The organism is Allosaccharopolyspora coralli (assembly GCF_009664835.1).
Taxonomy (GTDB): domain Bacteria; phylum Actinomycetota; class Actinomycetes; order Mycobacteriales; family Pseudonocardiaceae; genus Allosaccharopolyspora; species Allosaccharopolyspora coralli.
This window is the reverse complement of sequence record NZ_CP045929.1, coordinates 162,739-179,220: the sequence shown is the minus strand read 5'-3', so window position 1 is coordinate 179,220 and position 16,482 is coordinate 162,739. Positions and strand designations below refer to the sequence as shown.

General features: G+C 68.5%; 16 protein-coding genes and 1 pseudogene. 12 read left to right on the top strand and 5 right to left on the bottom strand.

Annotation, left to right across the window (positions count from 1 at the left end):
• Positions 1 to 93 precede the first annotated feature (93 nt).
• Positions 94 to 1,074, top strand: a complete 981-nt coding sequence (locus GIY23_RS00795) for an NAD(P)H-quinone oxidoreductase (RefSeq protein WP_154074905.1) — start codon at positions 94 to 96, stop codon at positions 1,072 to 1,074.
• 59 nt (positions 1,075 to 1,133) lie between these two features.
• Here GIY23_RS00795 and GIY23_RS00790 read toward each other — a convergent pair whose 3' ends face one another.
• Positions 1,134 to 2,333 (bottom strand): cysteine desulfurase-like protein, encoded by a 1,200-nt coding sequence (locus tag GIY23_RS00790; protein ID WP_154074904.1) that lies wholly within the window; start codon positions 2,331 to 2,333, stop codon positions 1,134 to 1,136.
• A gap of 162 nt (positions 2,334 to 2,495) precedes the next feature.
• Between GIY23_RS00790 and GIY23_RS00785 the strand changes: the two genes are divergently transcribed.
• From GIY23_RS00785 to GIY23_RS00750, 8 genes are all read left to right on the top strand, one after another.
• Entirely contained in the window at positions 2,496 to 3,005 is a 510-nt protein-coding gene (locus GIY23_RS00785; RefSeq protein WP_154074903.1) for a bacterial proteasome activator family protein, read from the top strand.
• A gap of 224 nt (positions 3,006 to 3,229) precedes the next feature.
• Positions 3,230 to 4,081: a galactan export ABC transporter permease subunit Wzm/RfbD gene (gene wzm, locus GIY23_RS00780; protein ID WP_456061929.1), complete on the top strand. Its 852-nt coding sequence runs from the start codon at positions 3,230 to 3,232 to the stop codon at positions 4,079 to 4,081.
• A gap of 13 nt (positions 4,082 to 4,094) precedes the next feature.
• Entirely contained in the window at positions 4,095 to 4,961 is an 867-nt protein-coding gene (gene wzt / locus GIY23_RS00775) for a galactan export ABC transporter ATP-binding subunit Wzt/RfbE (RefSeq protein ID WP_228717473.1), read from the top strand.
• Positions 4,958 to 5,890, top strand: a complete 933-nt coding sequence (glfT1, locus tag GIY23_RS00770) for a galactofuranosyltransferase GlfT1 (protein WP_154074901.1) — start codon at positions 4,958 to 4,960, stop codon at positions 5,888 to 5,890. The genes wzt and glfT1 overlap by 4 nt, the downstream gene beginning before the upstream one ends.
• A gap of 88 nt (positions 5,891 to 5,978) precedes the next feature.
• On the top strand, positions 5,979 to 6,212 hold the full coding sequence (locus GIY23_RS00765) for a hypothetical protein (RefSeq protein ID WP_228717472.1): 234 nt from the start codon (positions 5,979 to 5,981) through the stop codon (positions 6,210 to 6,212).
• Positions 6,209 to 6,610: a MerR gene (locus GIY23_RS00760; RefSeq protein ID WP_154074900.1), complete on the top strand. Its 402-nt coding sequence runs from the start codon at positions 6,209 to 6,211 to the stop codon at positions 6,608 to 6,610. The genes GIY23_RS00765 and GIY23_RS00760 overlap by 4 nt, the downstream gene beginning before the upstream one ends.
• 355 nt (positions 6,611 to 6,965) lie before the next feature.
• Positions 6,966 to 10,298, top strand: coding sequence for an arabinosyltransferase domain-containing protein (locus tag GIY23_RS00755; protein WP_154074899.1), 3,333 nt, complete (start codon positions 6,966 to 6,968; stop codon positions 10,296 to 10,298).
• Positions 10,299 to 10,404: 106 nt separating this feature from the next.
• Positions 10,405 to 10,671, top strand: coding sequence for a hypothetical protein (locus tag GIY23_RS00750; RefSeq protein WP_154074898.1), 267 nt, complete (start codon positions 10,405 to 10,407; stop codon positions 10,669 to 10,671).
• A 99-nt stretch (positions 10,672 to 10,770) separates the two neighbouring features.
• Here GIY23_RS00750 and GIY23_RS00745 read toward each other — a convergent pair whose 3' ends face one another.
• Positions 10,771 to 11,211, bottom strand: a complete 441-nt coding sequence (locus GIY23_RS00745; RefSeq protein ID WP_154074897.1) for a GtrA family protein — start codon at positions 11,209 to 11,211, stop codon at positions 10,771 to 10,773.
• Between the two features lie 198 nt (positions 11,212 to 11,409).
• Here GIY23_RS00745 and GIY23_RS00740 point away from each other — a divergent pair, with 198 nt between their 5' ends.
• The 3 genes from GIY23_RS00740 to GIY23_RS00730 all read left to right on the top strand — a co-directional run bounded on the left by GIY23_RS00740 (position 11,410) and on the right by GIY23_RS00730 (position 14,964).
• A complete protein-coding gene (locus GIY23_RS00740; RefSeq protein ID WP_154074896.1) occupies positions 11,410 to 12,771 on the top strand; it encodes an FAD-binding protein in 1,362 nt (453 codons plus the stop codon).
• Complete coding sequence (locus GIY23_RS00735) at positions 12,768 to 14,138, top strand: FAD-binding oxidoreductase (RefSeq protein WP_154074895.1); 1,371 nt, start codon at positions 12,768 to 12,770, stop codon at positions 14,136 to 14,138. The genes GIY23_RS00740 and GIY23_RS00735 overlap by 4 nt, the downstream gene beginning before the upstream one ends.
• Positions 14,139 to 14,202: 64 nt before the next feature.
• Entirely contained in the window at positions 14,203 to 14,964 is a 762-nt protein-coding gene (locus GIY23_RS00730; RefSeq protein ID WP_154074894.1) for a decaprenylphospho-beta-D-erythro-pentofuranosid-2-ulose 2-reductase, read from the top strand.
• Positions 14,965 to 15,075: 111 nt separating this feature from the next.
• Here GIY23_RS00730 and GIY23_RS00725 read toward each other — a convergent pair whose 3' ends face one another.
• The 3 genes and pseudogenes from GIY23_RS00725 to GIY23_RS00715 all read right to left on the bottom strand — a co-directional run.
• Positions 15,076 to 15,333 carry a type II toxin-antitoxin system Phd/YefM family antitoxin gene (locus tag GIY23_RS00725; protein WP_228717471.1) on the bottom strand — a complete coding sequence of 86 codons (258 nt, stop codon included), beginning with the start codon at positions 15,331 to 15,333 and terminating at the stop codon, positions 15,076 to 15,078.
• A 254-nt stretch (positions 15,334 to 15,587) separates the two neighbouring features.
• The gene (locus GIY23_RS00720) at positions 15,588 to 16,094 is read right to left on the bottom strand and encodes a DUF6194 family protein (protein ID WP_154074893.1); all 507 of its coding nucleotides are present in this window, start codon (positions 16,092 to 16,094) and stop codon (positions 15,588 to 15,590) included.
• 192 nt (positions 16,095 to 16,286) lie between these two features.
• Positions 16,287 to 16,481 (bottom strand): annotated as a pseudogene (locus tag GIY23_RS00715) (MerR family DNA-binding transcriptional regulator); the annotation flags it as partial.
• Position 16,482 lies beyond the last annotated feature (1 nt).

Below are 16,482 nucleotides of genomic sequence, written 5' to 3'. Positions count from 1 at the left end.
TCTCGCCTTTCCCGCGATCACGGAGAGTACAGGGCGGTCAGGGAAACCCGCCCCGGCGGGTCGGAGCCGCCGCACGTGACTACGGTCGTGGTCATGTACGCGATCACGATCCGCGAGCCCGGTGGCCCGGAAATGCTGGAATGGAAAGAGATCACCGACCCGGAGCCGGGTCCCGGTGAGGTTCTCGTCGACGTCGTCTCGTCGAGCGTGAACCGTGCCGATCTCGTGCAACGCGTCGGCGCCTACCCGCCGCCGAAAGGTGCGAGCGAGATTCTCGGGCTCGAATGCGCCGGAATTATCGCCGGCCTCGGCGAGGATGTTACAGGGTGGACTGTCGGTGACCGCGTCTGCGCGCTGCTCGCAGGCGGTGGCTACGCGCAACGGGTCACGGTCCCGGCCGGGCAGTTGCTGCCCGCGCCGCACGGTGTGGATCTCGTGGACGCGGGGTCGCTGCCCGAAGTCGCGTGCACCGTGTGGTCGAACGTCGTGATGAGGGCCGGTCTGCGCCGGGACCAGGTGCTGGTGGTGCACGGTGGTTCCGGCGGTATCGGCACCTGCGCCATCCAGATCGGCAAGGCGCTCGGCGCGCGGGTGGTCGCGACCGCCGGTTCGGAGGAGAACCTGCAACTCTGCCGCGACCTGGGAGCGGACGTGGCGGTGAGCTACCGCGACGGAGACTTCGTCGCGGCGGCGAAGGAGCTCGGCGGCGCCGACGTCGTCCTCGACAACATGGGGGCGAGCTACCTCGACCAGAACCTGGACGCGCTCGCCCCCGACGGGCACCTGGCGATCATCGGAATGCAGGGCGGCCGCAAGGGCGAACTCGACATGGGCCGGATGCTGGTGAAGCGGCTGACCGTGTCCGTGCTCGGCCTCCGGGGGCGGCCCGTCGACGGACCGACCGGCAAGGCCGCGATCGTCACCGACGTCCGCGAGCACCTGTGGCCGCTCGTGGAGGACGGCTCGGTGCGGCCGATCATCGCCGAGCGCGTGCCGATGGCCCAAGCATCCCGCGCGCACGAACTACTCGAAGCCGGAGGCGTGCGCGGCAAGGTGCTGCTGCCCGTGCAGTGACGGCGGCGTGAGCCTTTTTGGTGGCTATAGGCACCAAAAAGACTCACGCCCCGCGCGCGTCAGGTGAGTTCGGAGACCGCGCGGACGAGCTGGTCGACCTCGCTCGCGTTGGTGTAATGGGCGAGGCCGACGCGCACCGCTCCCCCGACCTCACCGGCTCCCAGCACGGCGAACACGCCGTGGGTGCCGGGGTCGGCGAACGCGCACACGCCCCGCTCCGAGAGGTGCTCGATCGCGTCTTCTGCCTTGACACCGTCGACCGTGAACGACACCGACGGCACCCGCCGCATCGCGTCGCCGATCAGCATCACGTGCCGCATCGCGCGCAGACCGTTGGTCAGGTTCGCCAGCAGCCCCGCCTGGTACGCCTTCACGGAGCCGAGCGAGGTCAACAGCCGCTCCCGGCGAGGCCCGAGGGCCGCGTCGTCGAGCCCGGCGAGGTAGTCCACGGACGAGACGAGCCCGGCCAGCAGCGGGTAGGCGTGCGGGCCGAGCTCCATCCGTTCCGCTCCGCGCGCTCCGGGTTCCAGCGCGACCGACGGCAACCGGTCGAGCATCCCGACGTCGCGGAACACCAATGCCCCGACCGGTGGCCCGCCCCACGCCGAAGCGTTGAGGGCCACCACGTCGGCACCCATCGTCGTCATGTCCAACGGCAGGAACGGAGCGGCGGCCGCGCCGTCCACCACGACCAGCGCATCGTGCTCGGCGGCGGAGTCGGCGATCTTGCGGACGTCCGGGCGCGTGCCGACCGCACCCGAGGCGGCCGTGACGGCCACGACCTTGGTCCGCGGGGAGACGAGTTCCCGGAACTGCCACTCGGGCAGCTCGCAGGTCTCGATGTCGACCTCGGCGAACTTGACCGAGCTGCCGGAGCGCTGCGCCGCGCGCTGCCAGGGGGCGATGTTGGCGGGGTGGTCCAGCCGCGAGACGACCACGTCGTCACCGATCATCCAGCCCTCGCCCAGCCCGTCGGCGAGGCGTTGCAACAGCACGGCCGAACTCGGCCCGAGCACCACGCCCGCCGGGTCGGCACCGACGAGGTCGGCGATCGAGCGGCGGGCCGCGTCCACGATCGCCTCCGCGCGCTGGGAAGCGGGGAAAATCCCACCGGGGCCCGAAACGGGCGCGCGCAACGCGGTCGAGACCGCGGTCGCCACCTGCTCGGGAACCTGCATTCCGGCGGGGGCGTCCAGGTGCACCCAGCCGTCGCCGAGAGCGGGGAACAGCCCGCGCACGGCAGCGACGTCGAACCCCATGCGGCTACCGTACGGAGGCTGCGGGAATCGACTCACCCCGGGGCTGTGTTGCAGGGACCACGTGCCGAGGTTCCATGCTGTTCCCGGGTCACCCGCCGAGCGGGACTCGGCGGCTCCCTCACCCGATCGGTCGCGCAGGACAGGACGAGTCAGGATGGACCCATGAACCAGAACGATCAGGAACACGTCTTCGTGGTCGGCGACGGCGACCAGGACCCGGGCCAGGACGAGGCCAGGAGCGGTCAGGAGCTCGGTGAGCTCGTCGAGCAGCCCGCGAAGGTCATGCGCATCGGCACCATGATCAAGCAGCTCCTCGAGGAGGTGCGGCAGGCACCACTGGACGAGGCGAGCCGCACCCGGCTCAAGGAGATCCACCAGTCCTCCATCCGCGAGCTGGAGCAGGGCCTGGCCCCGGAGCTCATCGAGGAGCTGGAGCGGCTGTCGCTGCCGTTCGCCCAGGAGAGCACCCCGTCGGAGTCCGAACTGCGGATCGCCCAGGCCCAGCTCGTCGGCTGGCTCGAGGGACTCTTCCACGGCCTGCAGACGGCCCTGTTCGCGCAGCAGATGGCGGCTCGTGCGCAGCTGGAGTCGATGCGGCGCGGTTTGCCACCGGGCGCGGCGGAGGCCGAGGCGGCTCAGCACCAGCCACGAGGCACCGGCCAGTACCTCTGAGAGCGCATTCGGGAACTTGGGTGGGTGGTCCGGTACCGCCGCCCGAGGAGCCCCTCACCCTGCCCCGGCTGGTCACGTACGGGCACACAAGCCAGTTCCTCGATGCACTCTGACACCGCGCTCTCCCGACGCGCGCGGGGCACTGCGTCCGCTTTGCGCACCTCCACCGTCCGGGGGACGCCCGCACCGGGTCGGCGACCGGGCCATCGGTACGCTGACCCACTGTGCAGCCGACCAGCACGCCAGAGCGACCTCCAGCACCCCCCGACGCGTCTTCGCGGAGCTGGAGCAAGGCGTTCCACGACATGTCCAGCGGCATCCGACAGCGCCAGCTCTGGGCGCATCTCGGCTGGCAGGACATCAAACAGCGCTACCGGCGCTCGGTTCTGGGGCCACTGTGGATCACGGTCGGCATGGCCGTCACCGCCGCCGGTCTGGGCTTCCTGTACTCCACGATCTTCGGCCAGGATCCGGCTCAGTACGTCCCGTACATGACGGTCGGTTTCATCGTCTGGTACTTCATCAGCGGCTGCCTGAGCAGCGGCACCGAGGTCTTCATCAAGAACGAGGGGCTGATCAAGCAGCTGCCCGCCCCCGTCATGGTCCACGTGCTGCGCACCGTGTGGCGGGAGTTCCTGCTGTTCCTGCACAACCTCGTCGTCTATCTCGGCATCCTCGCGATCTTTCAGCCGGACGTGACCTGGAAGATCATCTCGGTGCTGCCCGCGTTCGCGTTGCTGCTGCTCAACGGCGTGTGGGTCGTGTTGTTGCTCGGCGTGGCCAGCACCCGGTTCCGCGACATCCCGCCGGTGGTCACGAGCCTGATGCAGCTGCTGTTCTTCATGTCGCCGATCGTCTGGCCGATCGAGATCCTGGAGCAGAACGCCGGGCCGCGAGCCTGGCTGGCGCAGCTCAACCCGATCTATCACTACGTCGACATCGTGCGCGCGCCGCTGCTCGGCGAGGACCAGAGCATGCACCACTGGTGGCTGGTGCTCGCCTTCACCGCCGGGGGCTGGGCGCTGGCCTTGCTCGTCCTGCGCAACTACCGCTCGCGCGTTTCCTACTGGGTCTGAGGGAGGACGAACCGTGGTCAGCATCGACGTGTGGAACGCAGCGGTCGACTTCCCGATCTTCGACGCGAAGTCCCGCTCGCTGAAGAAGGCCGTCCTCGGCAAGACCGGCGGCAAGATCGGCACCGACAGCCGTGTCCCGATCATCGAGGCGTTGAACGACATCAACCTGTCGCTGCGGCACGGCGACCGGGTGGCCCTGGTCGGCCACAACGGTGCGGGCAAGTCGACGCTGCTGCGGCTGCTCGCCGGCATCTACGAGCCCACTCGCGGCAGCGCGAAGGTCGTCGGCAAGGTCGCGCCGGTCTTCGACCTCGGCGTCGGGATGGACCCGGAGATCTCCGGCTACGAGAACATGATCATCCGGGGGTTGTTCCTCGGGATGAACCGCAAGCAGATGGAGGCCAGGGTCGACGAGATCGCCGAGTTCACCGAGCTCGGCGACTACCTCGCGATGCCGCTGCGCACGTACTCCACGGGTATGCGGGTCCGGCTCGCGCTGGGCGTGGTGACCTCCATCGACCCCGAGATCCTCATCCTCGACGAGGGGATCGGCGCGGTGGACGCGGAGTTCCTGGAGAAGGCGCGCGAACGGCTCACCGACCTCGTGAAGCGCTCCGGCATCCTGGTCTTCGCCTCGCACTCGGACGAGTTCCTCATGGAGCTGTGCAACACGGCGATCTGGCTGGACAAGGGTGAGATGCGCGAGCAGGGCTCGCTGCGTAGCGTGCTCACGCACTACAAGGGCAAGGACCCGTTCGAGAACCTCAGCCAGGAAGCCTTGGCACGGATCGGCGAGTCCGCGCCGACGACCGGGCAGACGAACGGCTCCGCACGGGCCGCCGACAATGCCGCCACCGGGACCACAGAGGGACATCCATGAGCACGGACTCCGGACAGCAGCCCGACCTCCCTCACGACTCCGTCGTCACGGTGATCGTGACCCGGCATCGCCGTGAGCTGCTGGCGGAGTCGCTCAAGGTCATCGCCGCGCAGTCGCGCGTGCCCGATCACCTCGTGGTCGTCGACAACGGCCCGGACAAGCCCGTCGACGACGTCGTCGCCGAATGCCCGATCCCGTCCACGTACCTGCCGTCGAAGCGCAACCTCGGTGGCGCGGGCGGGTTCGCGCTGGGCATCCTGCACGCGCTCTCGCTGGGCGCGGAGTGGGTGTGGCTCGGCGACGACGACGGCAGGCCCGCCGACGAGGACGCGCTGGCCACGCTCATCGACGTCGCCGAGCAGCGTGGCCTGGCGGCCGTCTCGCCGACCGTGGTGAACATCGAGCGGCCCGAGCGGCTCGCCTTCCCGTTGCGTCGCGGCCTGACCTGGAAGCGCAATGCCGAGGACCTGCGGGCCGAGGGGGCCGACGGGGATTTCCTGCCCGGCATCGCGTCGTTCTTCAACGGCGCGCTGTTCCGTTCGTCCACGTTGGACGTCGTCGGCGTTCCGGACTACCGGTTGTTCTTCCGCGGCGACGAGGTGGAGATGCACCGCAGGGTGGTGCGTTCCGGGCTGCCGTTCGGAACCACGCTGCGGACGCGCTTCGTGCATCCGGACGGCTCGGAGGAGTTCAAGCCGATGCTGGGAGGGCGGTTCCACGCCCAGGACCCGGCGGATGCGAACAAGCGCTACTACACCTACCGCAATCGCGGCTACCTGCTCGCCCAGCCGGGGATGCGCAAGATCGGCGCGCTCGAGTTCGTGCGGTTCGGCCTGTACTTCGTCGGCCAGCGCCGGGACCCGAAGGCGTTCCTCGAGTGGATGCGTCTGGTCCGTCAGGGACGCCGGGAGCAGTTCTTCCGCCGCTGAACACGAAAGTTTCTAGCATACTTGCCACTTGCGCGGTCAATCCGATAGACGTAGCGTCGTGGTCACGAGGAAACTGAAACCTGCGAAGGTGCTCCAACTCGCGCGCAAGGCCGCGCGCGAGCACGGCGCGAGCATCGAAGAAGATCCCGCCCGAGGCAAGGGCTCTCATCGACTCTTCCACGTCCGCGATCGAGAAACCGGGGACCACCTCGCGAGCTTCACCCTCACCGGTCACCAACGCGAGCTGTCCTGGATGGTGCTTCGCAGCATCGAAACGCAGCTGGCATCGATCTTCGGCGAGAAGTGGATGGAGGAGAAATGATGTCACCCAGGCCCGATCATCACGTCGTCGACGTCCACCGCGAGGACCACCTGTGGGTCGCGGCCGTCCGTGACCTCGCCGGAGCCGTGACCGACGTCGAACGCCTCGAAGACGTGGACCTCGAGGTGCGCGACATGCTCCACCTGCTCACCGGCGAGCCGGAATCGTACTTCGAGCTGGAGTGGCGGTTCAGCCAGGGCGGGCGTGACTACACGGAGTCGGTGGACGCCTTGCAGCACTGGGAGGCCGAGGCCGCGAAAGCCCTCGCGAATCGCGACCGCGCCCGGCTGGAGGTCATCACCACCTTGCGCGAGTCGGGGATGAGTCAGCGGGCCATCGCGGAGGTCGTCGGCACCTCCCACCAGCGAGTGGCCCAGCTCCTCGCCGGAACGGCTTAGCTGGAGGGTACGGGTGTTGAAGGCGGCGTTCAGGCACACCGTCCCGGACTTTTGTCCCGCCGCCTACGCAAACCAGCCACCCGCGGGTTCTCAGCGCCGTCCTCGCGAGGACAGCGATTTCGCCACGTAGGTCGCTACTCAAGAAATCGATCCCGCAGCGAGGACGGCGTTGAGGTTCCGCCACGCAACCACCCACGCAGGCCAACCCCGCACACCCTCTCAATGGGTGGCCGCGAAGTGACGTGCGCCTGAGAGCAACCTGAGTCCGCAGGACAGCCAACGTCCGCGCACACCCGCCGCTACGCAGGGGTCCCCGCTCCGTAAAGGCCCGGGTCAGGGCGACTATCCTCCCCCTGTGCTTAGTGCGGGCAAGGGAGACACCACCGAACCTGACGAGGAGAACCACTCGTCCGGCGACACCACCGCGCACCCCACGAACGGGCAGCCGCGAGCGAAGCGTCTGAAGATCGTCGCCACGGTGCTCGGCGTGCTCGGCGCGCTGCTGTCCGTCGCGGTCCCGTTCCTGCCCGTCTTCCACGACATCGGCACCCTCAAGTGGCCGACCGCTCAGGGCACCCAGTCGGTCTCGGCGCCGCTGGCGACGTACTCGCCCGTGTGGATCGACGCCGAGGTTCCGTGCTCCTCCGCGCGGGACCTCGACGCCCGCTCGGACGGCCCGGGCACGCTGGTGAGCACCAACCCCACGAACTCCGAATACGGCAAGGTCACCGCGCTCACGCTCCAGGTGATCAACAATCAGGTGACCCTGCTGAGCAAGGGTCAGCAGCTCGGTACCGCGCTCGTCCCGCCCGGTGACTGCTCCATCACGATCCAGTCGAGTGCCGCCGGAACCACCGCGAAGATCGGCGACCAGACCATCGCCAACTCGCCGGGGGACCAGCGGGCCCAGCTCACCGGCATCTACTCCGAGCTCGACGAGCAGCAGGACAACGTCGAAGGGCTCTCGTTCGAGGCCCGCATCGACAACCGGTACGAGAGCTACGCGACGCCGCTGAAGTGGACGGCGATCGCGCTCGCCCTCGTCTGCTTCGTCGGCTCCGTCATCTGCCTGCGCAAGCTGGACGTCCGCGCCGGGCGCCGGCCACCGCGACTGGCACCGCCGGGCTGGTGGAAGCCGACACTGCGCGACACCGCCGTCGTCGGTGTGCTCGGTGCCTGGTGGCTCATCGGAGCGATGACCTCGGACGACGGCTACATCCTCACCATCGCGCGGGCTCGTGAGGCGACCGGCTACATCAGTAACTACTACCGCTGGTTCGCCGTCCCCGAAGCCCCGTTCGGCTGGTTCTACGAGCTGTACTCGCTGTGGGTGCAGGTCTCCACGGCGGTGCCGTGGGTCCGACTACCCGCGCTGCTCATGGGCATCCTCAGCTGGCTGCTCATCAGTCGTGAGGTTCTCCCCCGCCTGGGTCAGCAGGTCAGACGCAGCCACGCCGCGGGTTGGGCCGCCGCGGCCGTGTTCCTGGCTTTCTGGCTGCCGTACAACAACGGGATGCGGCCTGAGCCGGTCGTCGTGCTGTTCTCGCTGCTGGCGCTGTGCGCGGTGGAGCGCGCCGTGGCCACGCGAAGGCTCATGCCCGCCGCGCTCGGTCTGGTCGGTGCGGCACTGGCCGTCGGCGCGAATCCCCACGGGCTGGTGGCCGTGCTGCCGTTCGTGGCCGCACTGAAGCCGCTGCTCAAGCTCCTGCACGAACGCGCGAAACAGTTCGGCTGGCTGCCCGTGCTGGCGCCGATCGCGGCGTGCGGTCTGGTCATTCTCACCGTGGTCTTCGCCGACCAGACGTGGCAGTCGACCATGGACGCGACCGAGCTGCGCACCGACATCGGCCCCAGCGAGGAGTGGTATCAGGAGCTGAGCCGGTACAATGCGCTGTTCGGCCAGAGTCCCGACGGCTCGCTGACCCGGCGCTTCCCGGTGCTGCTGGTGATCCTGTGCCTGGCCACCTGCGCGGTGGTGTTGCTGCGGCGCGGCCGCATCCGGGGGGCCGCACTCGGGCCGAGCCGCAGGCTGCTCGCAGTGACGGCGCTGTCGTTCGTCGTCCTGATGGCCACCCCCACGAAGTGGTCTCACCACTTCGGCGTGTTCGCCGCCGTCGGGGGCGCACTCGCCGCGTTGACGGCGCTCGCCACGAGCAGCACCGTGCTGCGGTCGAAACGCAACCGCATGGTGTTCTTCGCCGGACTGATGATGATCTTCGCCTTCGCGGCGACCGGCACCAACGCGTGGTGGTACGTCTCCGGCTGGGGCGTGCCCTGGTTCGACAAGCCGCCGTCCTACAACGGCTACATGGCGAGCACGGCGCTGCTGGCCGTCGCGGCGATCGCCGGTGTCATCGCGTTCATCGAGCACCTCAAGCTCGATCCGCACAACCCGAAGGTGGTCGACGAGCACCTCCCGAGCAAGAAGCCCGGTTCCGCCTCCGGGATGGAGCTGCGCAGCAGGGCGCTGCGGCTCGGTACCGCGCCGCTGGCGATCCTGTGCGCGCTGCTCGTCGTCGGCGAGGTCGGTGTGTTCGCGAAGGTCATCCAGAAGCAGTGGGGCAGTTACAGCCTCGGCGCGGACAACATCAAACAGCTCACCGGAGCCAGCTGCGGTCTGTCCGACTACGTGTTCGCGGAGCCGAACCCGAAGGCCGGCTTGCTCACCGTCTCCCCGGAGCAACCGTCGGTCGCCAATCCCGAACTGGACGTCCCGAAGCGGCTGCGGGAGGAGGAGACGCCGGACGAGTACCTCGGAGCCAAGCTCCAAGGCTTCAACCGCCCCGGGCTCCCTCCGGGCGACGGGTCCGATCCGTTCGAACCCGACTGGAAGCCGCCGCACGAGTTCGGCGGGGACGACGCACCCGTGTGGGGCAGCTACGACCCGCAGGGACTCGGCACCGGCGAGCTACGGACCCAGTGGTACGACCTGCCGGAGCGGGCCACGTCGGGCCAGGTGCCGGTGGTGCTCACCATCGCGGGCAGCGAGGTGGGGGCCAACGCCCTGATCGCCGAGTTCGGCCGCGAGACCGAGAACGGCTTCGAGATGCTGCAGCGGCGCCCCGTCTCGCAGGCGGGAGCGCCCCAGTGGCGGGAGGCGCGCCTCACGCTCGACGGCCCGCCGAAGGACGCCACGAAGATGCGTCTGGTGGCCGTGGACCAGGCGCTCGGCGTCAGCGGCTGGCTCGGGGTGGGTGCTCCCCGCGCACCGCAGCTGACGAACATGACCGACTTCGTGGGCGATTCCCCCACGTACGTGGAATGGACGGCCGCGTTCACGCACCCGTGTCTGCAGCCGTCCCAGATCCGCAACGGCATCGCCGAGATGCCCCGGTTCCGGGTGGCCGCGGGCGCCGAGTTCCGGGGTATGGGGCAGGGCTGGTCCTCACCCGACGCCGGTGGCGCGTTCGGCTGGATGAACGTGACCGCGACGATGCGGGAGATGCCGACGTATCTGAAGAACAACATCCATCGGGACTGGGGTTCGCTGTACACGGTGGACCCGTACGCGCCGGATGCGCTGCCCGCCGAGACCGCGCTCGTACAACACCGGGAGACCCACTGGGGCCGGTGGTCGCCGGGGCCGATCAGCCCGACGGTGTCCTTGCCGGGCGACGTGCCCTCGTCGGACGACCGCAACGACGTGCAGGGCTTCGGCGAGGGTCCCGACGCGGCCGACGACGAGTGAGCCCGGCCCGCCGGCACGTCCGCCGTGAGCGAACGTGCCGGTGGGCGGCTCAGCTCAGGGCGAACCGGGGTGGTCGCGGACGCCGGGGCGTGGTGCGCTGATCCGTATGGCAGACAAGAAACCCGCACTCGTCCTGCATCTCGCCGGGGCTCCGCAGCCGCTGCACGTCGCTCTCAGCGCCGAGGAGGCGGCGCGGCTGACCGACCGGTTGCCGTCCCTGATGAGTTCCGGTGAACCGGTGGCACTGGCCACGGCCGACGGCACGGTCTTCGCGGTGAACTTCGCGCAGGTCGCGACCGCGCACATCGAGTCGACCCGCTCCGACGCCAACGCCTACGGCGCCCCGACCCGCGGCACCGGATTCAGCAACTGACGAGTGGGCGCCCGGATCGAGCTGCAGGATTCCGCGAGGAACGGCTGCCGGGTGCCCGACGGCGACCCGGACGGGGAACTCGGGCGCAGTCGCGAACCTTCAGTCGCGGAAGACGACCCACTTGAGCATCACGAAATTGATCATCGTGCCGAGGCCCTGGGCGACGACCCAGATCGCGGTGTAGTGCCACGCCTCGTTGGCGTTCAGCAGCACCACGAGCAGCTGGTTGGTACCGACGTTCACGAAGAACGTGGTCGTGTAGATGATCGCGAACCCGGCGGCCTTCGCCTTCGTGTTGCCCGTGTTGGCGCCGTTGAAGGTGAACCGCCGGTTGATGAAGTACGAGGTCGTGGTGCCGAGGATGAAGCTGATCGACTTGGACAGCCACACCGGCCAGCCGGCGAGCCCGAGCAACAGCGAATAGGTGCCGAAGTCGATCACCGCGCAGATCCCGCCGATGGCGATGAAGCGCACGAGTTGGGTGACGAGGCTGCGCTTCGGTGCGGTCGCTGACTCGGCGTCGGGTGAGGCCACTGCCACTGTTCACCTCGGAGTGCGTTTGCTGCGGGTCGGGTACGGGGAGGCGCTCGCCTGCACCGTCGTGCGGGCGAGTGCACCTCGGCCGTCACGGCCCGCACAGACGGGCTGACCCGAGTGTATCGAGGACGTCCGCCACGGCCGTGTCGGCCACGCGAACCCGGCGCTTCGGTGGCCCGGCGCGTCGATAGACTCGGCTGGGTGGAATCGTTACAGGACGAACGCCGCACCCTGACCGGGTGGGGTCGCACTGCGCCGACCACGGCCCGCGTGGTGCACAGCCCGGACGTGGACGCGCTGGCCAAGGCCGTGCGGGAGTCCGGTGAGCGCGGCGTCATCGCCCGTGGTCTCGGCCGCAGCTACGGGGACCCGTCGCAGAATGCCGGCGGCCTCGTGCTGGACATGACCGCCCTGCACCGCATCCACGACGTGGACGTCTCGGACGCGACCGTCGACGTCGACGCGGGTGTCTCCATCGACGACCTGGTGCGCGCGGTCATCCCGCACGGGTTGTGGATCCCGGTGATGCCCGGTACCCGGCAGGTGACGGTCGGCGGCGCGATCGCCGCCGACGTGCACGGCAAGAACCACCACAGCGAGGGCAGCTTCGGCAACCACGTGCTGTCGATGGACGTGCTCGGCGCCGACGGCGAGATCCGCACGGCGAGCCCGGACGGCGAGCACGCGGAGCTGTTCTGGGCCGTCGTCGGCGGTATGGGCCTGGTCGGCATCGTGCTGCGTGCCACGATCCGGCTCAAGCGCGTCGAGTCCGCCTACTTCCTCGTCGACACCGAACAGGTGCACAACCTCGACGAGCTGATGGCCAGGCTGCACAGCAACGACGAGCAGTACACGTACTCGGTCGCGTGGTTCGACTCGGTGATCGGCGGCGACAAGCTCGGGCGCGGCACCCTCACGCGCGGCTGGTCGGCCACCTACGACGACCTGCCGCCGAAGTTGCGCAAGGACCCGTTCCACTTCGCCGCACCGCAGCTGGCGACGGTGCCGCCGGTCTTCCCTAACGGGATGCTCAACAACCTCACGGCCCGGATGTTCAACGAGGTGTGGTGGCGCAAGTCACCGACCCGGTTCGGTTCGGTGCAGAACATCACGCAGTTCTTCAACCCGCTGGACATCGCGGCCGAGTGGAACCGGTTGTACGGGCCTGCGGGGTTCCTGCAGTACCAGTTCATGGTGCCGTTCGGGCAGGAGGACGTCTTCCGCCGGATGATGCGCACGATCTCCGCCTCCGGCCACGTCTCGGCGTTGAACGTGTTGAAACGTTTCGGCGCGGGCAACGACGGGGTGCTGTCCTTCCCGACGCCGGGCTGGACGCTTGCCGTGGATCTGCCGGTGCGTCCCGGCCTGAACAAGCTGTGCAACGAACTCGACGACATGGTGCTGGAGGCCGGTGGCCGCCTGTACCTGGCGAAGGAGTCGCGCACGTCGGCCGCCACCCTGCACGCGGGCTATCCGCGCATGAGCGAGTGGCGGGCGTTGCGCGCGAAGTACGACCCGAACGGCGTGTTCCATTCCGACCTGTCCCGGAGGCTCGAACTGTGACGGCTCAACCGCGCGAAGAAACGCGGACGCTGACCGGGTGGGGGCGCACCGCCCCGAGCCGGGCCCGCGTCGTGAGCACCTGCGACCTGCCCACGCTGGCCCACGAGGTCCGTACCGCCGGCGAACGCGGCGTCATCGCTCGCGGTCTCGGTCGCAGCTACGGTGACCCGTCGCAGAACGCGGGCGGCACCGTCATCGACATGACCGCGCTGCGCCAGATCTATTCGATCGACGCGGACAACGCGCTCGTCGACGTCGACGCAGGCGTGAGCCTCGACGCGCTGATGCGCGCCGCCCTGCCGCTGGGCCTGTGGGTGCCGGTGCTGCCGGGGACGCGGCAGGTGACCGTGGGCGGGGCGATCGGCTCCGACATCCACGGCAAGAACCACCACTCGCACGGCAGCTTCGGCAACCACGTGGTCTCGCTGGACCTGCTCACCGCCGACGGCGAGGTCCGCACCCTCACCCCGGAAGGCGAAGGTGCGGAGCTGTTCTGGGCGACGGTCGGCGGCATGGGGCTGACCGGCATCGTCGTGCGTGCGAAGGTCCGGATGAAGCGCACCGAGTCGGCCTACTTCGTGGTCGACAACGACCGCACGGCCGATCTGGACGAGACGCTCGAGCTGTTCGGCAACGGCTCGGACATGCACTACGACTACTCGATGGCGTGGTTCGACGCGATCTCCACCGGGCCGAAGCTGGGCCGTGCGGTGTTCTCACGCGGCTCGCTGGCGAAGGTGGACGAGCTGCCGAAGAAGCTGCGCCGCGACCCGTTGAAATTCGACGCACCGCAGCTGATGACGTTCCCGGACGTCTTCCCGAACGGGCTGGCGAACAAGTTCACGTTCGGCGCGCTCGGCGAGGTCTGGTTCCGCAAGGCGCCGAAGCAGGGCCGAGGACAGATCCAGAACCTCACGGCCTTCTACCACCCGCTCGACATGTTCGGTGAGTGGAACCGGGCTTACGGGTCGAAGGGCTTCCTGCAGTACCAGTTGCTGTTGCCGTTCGACAAGGAACCGGAGCTGCGCGAGCTGGTCCGCAAGATCGCTCATTCCCCCCACGTCACGTTTCTCAACGTGCTCAAGCGGATGGGCGAGAGCAACCCGGCTCCGTTGTCGTTCGCGATGCCCGGGTGGACGGTCACAGTGGACTTCCCGATCACCAAGGGACTGCACCGGTTCTGCGCCGAGCTGGACGAGATGGTGCTCGCGGCGGGCGGCCGGATGTACTTCGCGAAGGACTCCCGGATGGATCCGGAAGCGGTCGCGGAGATGTATCCCCGGCTGAACGAGTGGCGCAAGATCCGTGAGTCGGTCGACCCCGAAGGCGTCTTCCGTTCCGACCTCGCCCGCAGGCTCGGTCTGTGACCACGTCCGACGTTCGCTTCCGACAACGACTCGCGAAATCCGACACGACTCGAAGGTTGGCTCTATGATCGACGCGGTGGGAAATCCGCAGTCCCTGTTCATTCTCGGCGGCACGTCCGACATCGCGCTGGCGACGGCGCACCGCTACGCGGAGCAGCGTCCGCTGCGGATCGTGCTCGCGGTACGTCCCGAGGAAGCGGACCTCGCGGAGGCCGCCTCGGAGCGGCTGCAGCAGACCGGCAGCACGGTGACCGTCATCCCGTTCGAGGCCCGTAAGCCGGAGACGCACCGCGAGGTCATCGACAAGGCGTTCGCCGACGGCGACATCGACGTCACGATGGTGGCTTTCGGCGTGCAGCTCGACAACGAGAAGAGCTGGACCGACCCGGACGCCGCCCAGCTCGTCGCCGACGTCAACTACACCGCGCCCGTGACGCTGGGCGTGCTGATCGCCGAGAAACTGCGCAAGCAGGGCCACGGCCACATCGTCGCCATGTCGTCCCCGGCCGGTGAGCGCGCGCGGCGCACGAACTTCGTCTACGGCTCGTCGAAGGCCGGTCTGGACGTGTTCTACAGCGGCCTGACCTACGCGCTCGCGGACTCCGGCGTGAAGGTCACCGTCGTGCGCCCGAACTTCGTGAAGACCAAGCTCACCGAGGGTCTGAAGCCTGCGCCGATGGCACAGACGCCGGAGCAGGTGGCCGAGGCCATCGTCGGCGCGGTCAACAAGGGCAAGGAGCAGGTGTGGGTCCCCGGCCAGATGCGCTGGGTGATGACGGTGCTGCGCCACCTCCCGCGCGTCATCTTCCGCCGCCTGTCGTTCTGACACGCGACACTCGAAGGGCCGCCGGATCCGTTCCGGCGGCCCTTTCGGCGTTCAGCCGTCGGTCCGCCATCAGACGTAGTCGTTCCACGCGCGCCGATCCCGCGTGAGCTTTCACCCGTCAGCCCCGCCCGCACCACGCTCGAGCCTCTCGATGGCACCCCACAGTCGGCGCGCGTTCTCCGGACTCCGAAGCAGATACGCCGTCTCTTTCAACGATTCGTAGTCGTCGAGCGGGACCATCACGACGGGTTCGTGACCAACCCGAGTGATGATCACTTCCTCACGGTCGTCCGTGACGCAGGCCAGTGTCTCGGCATACCGCGCACGCGACTCCGAGTACGACATGATCTTCAAGGACGCACCTCCCATCAGTGAGCGCTGTCCTTCCCCGGGGCACTTCGGAGGGCAGCGATCAGGCACTGCGTCAACGATTTTCCCTCGGCCTACGCCTACCGGCCACCGCGCGTTCTTCCTCTCCACGGAGCCAGCAGCCCGGATCAACTCGCGTATCCTCTTAGTCCGGGATCTTGTTCTGATGTCCGTCAGGGCATGGTCTTGCGTGCTCGGCCCGGGCAGGGTGACCGGTAGGTGAGCACCACCGCAGACCACAGACAGCTTCCCACTCAGTCCGAAGTGGACGACTCTGGCACGTCTCCGGCCGCTTGCACGCGGGTGTGCTCGCGGGCGCGGTGGTTGTCGTACTTTCGGGCGGCGAAAGCGTGTGCCCGTTCGAGCATCGCGTGAACGTCGTCGGACGTCCTTTTGGCAGGGTTCACCACACAGACCCAGTTGTGCGAGGCGTAGTGCGGGTGCGGCAGGACCTCGTCCCGCGCCGCGTAGTCGACACCGGCGTCCAGGACGCCGTGCTCGTCGCGCCGGGTCGGGGGCGTGCCGAAACGTTCCCGGTACTCGGACTTGGTGAGTCCGACGTTGATTCGGAAGGTTCCGGGTTCGTCCAGGTCCGAGACGGTGTCGTTGCTGTTGTCGGTGACGAGCGTGGCGAACGGGAACAGCCGCTCGTCGGGCAGGTCGCCCACGGCGTCGTAGATGAAGAAGACCGTCCCCGGGCTCTGGAGCGTGCGGACCGCACCGAGGCGGTGGATGTGCTCGCTGATTCCTTCGGCGTTCATGAGTTCTCCTCGTCGCACCACTCTGACCACCTTCGATGATCTCATTGAACGAACCGGTGAGGCTTTCGAGCGATCGAACGCTGGTTCGCCCCAGCCCGATCGTCGGGACCCTCAAACGCATGTCAGGCGTGCAGGTAGCGCTCCAGCAGCGCAGCTCCGGTCAGCATGCCGCGAGCCTGCGCATCGAGCGTGCACGACGGTCGCCGTCGCATGGCCGTGACCGGGTACGAGCGCGAGGAACGCGCGCAACGCTCGCGCGTGCGCGTCGGTGTAGATCCGGTAGCCGGTGTCGGTCCGATCGGCAGGCGGGAGGATTCCGGCGTACTCGTAGTTGCGGACCGCCTGGGAGGACAGGCCGTGCTCACGCGCCAGATCAACAGGCCGCATC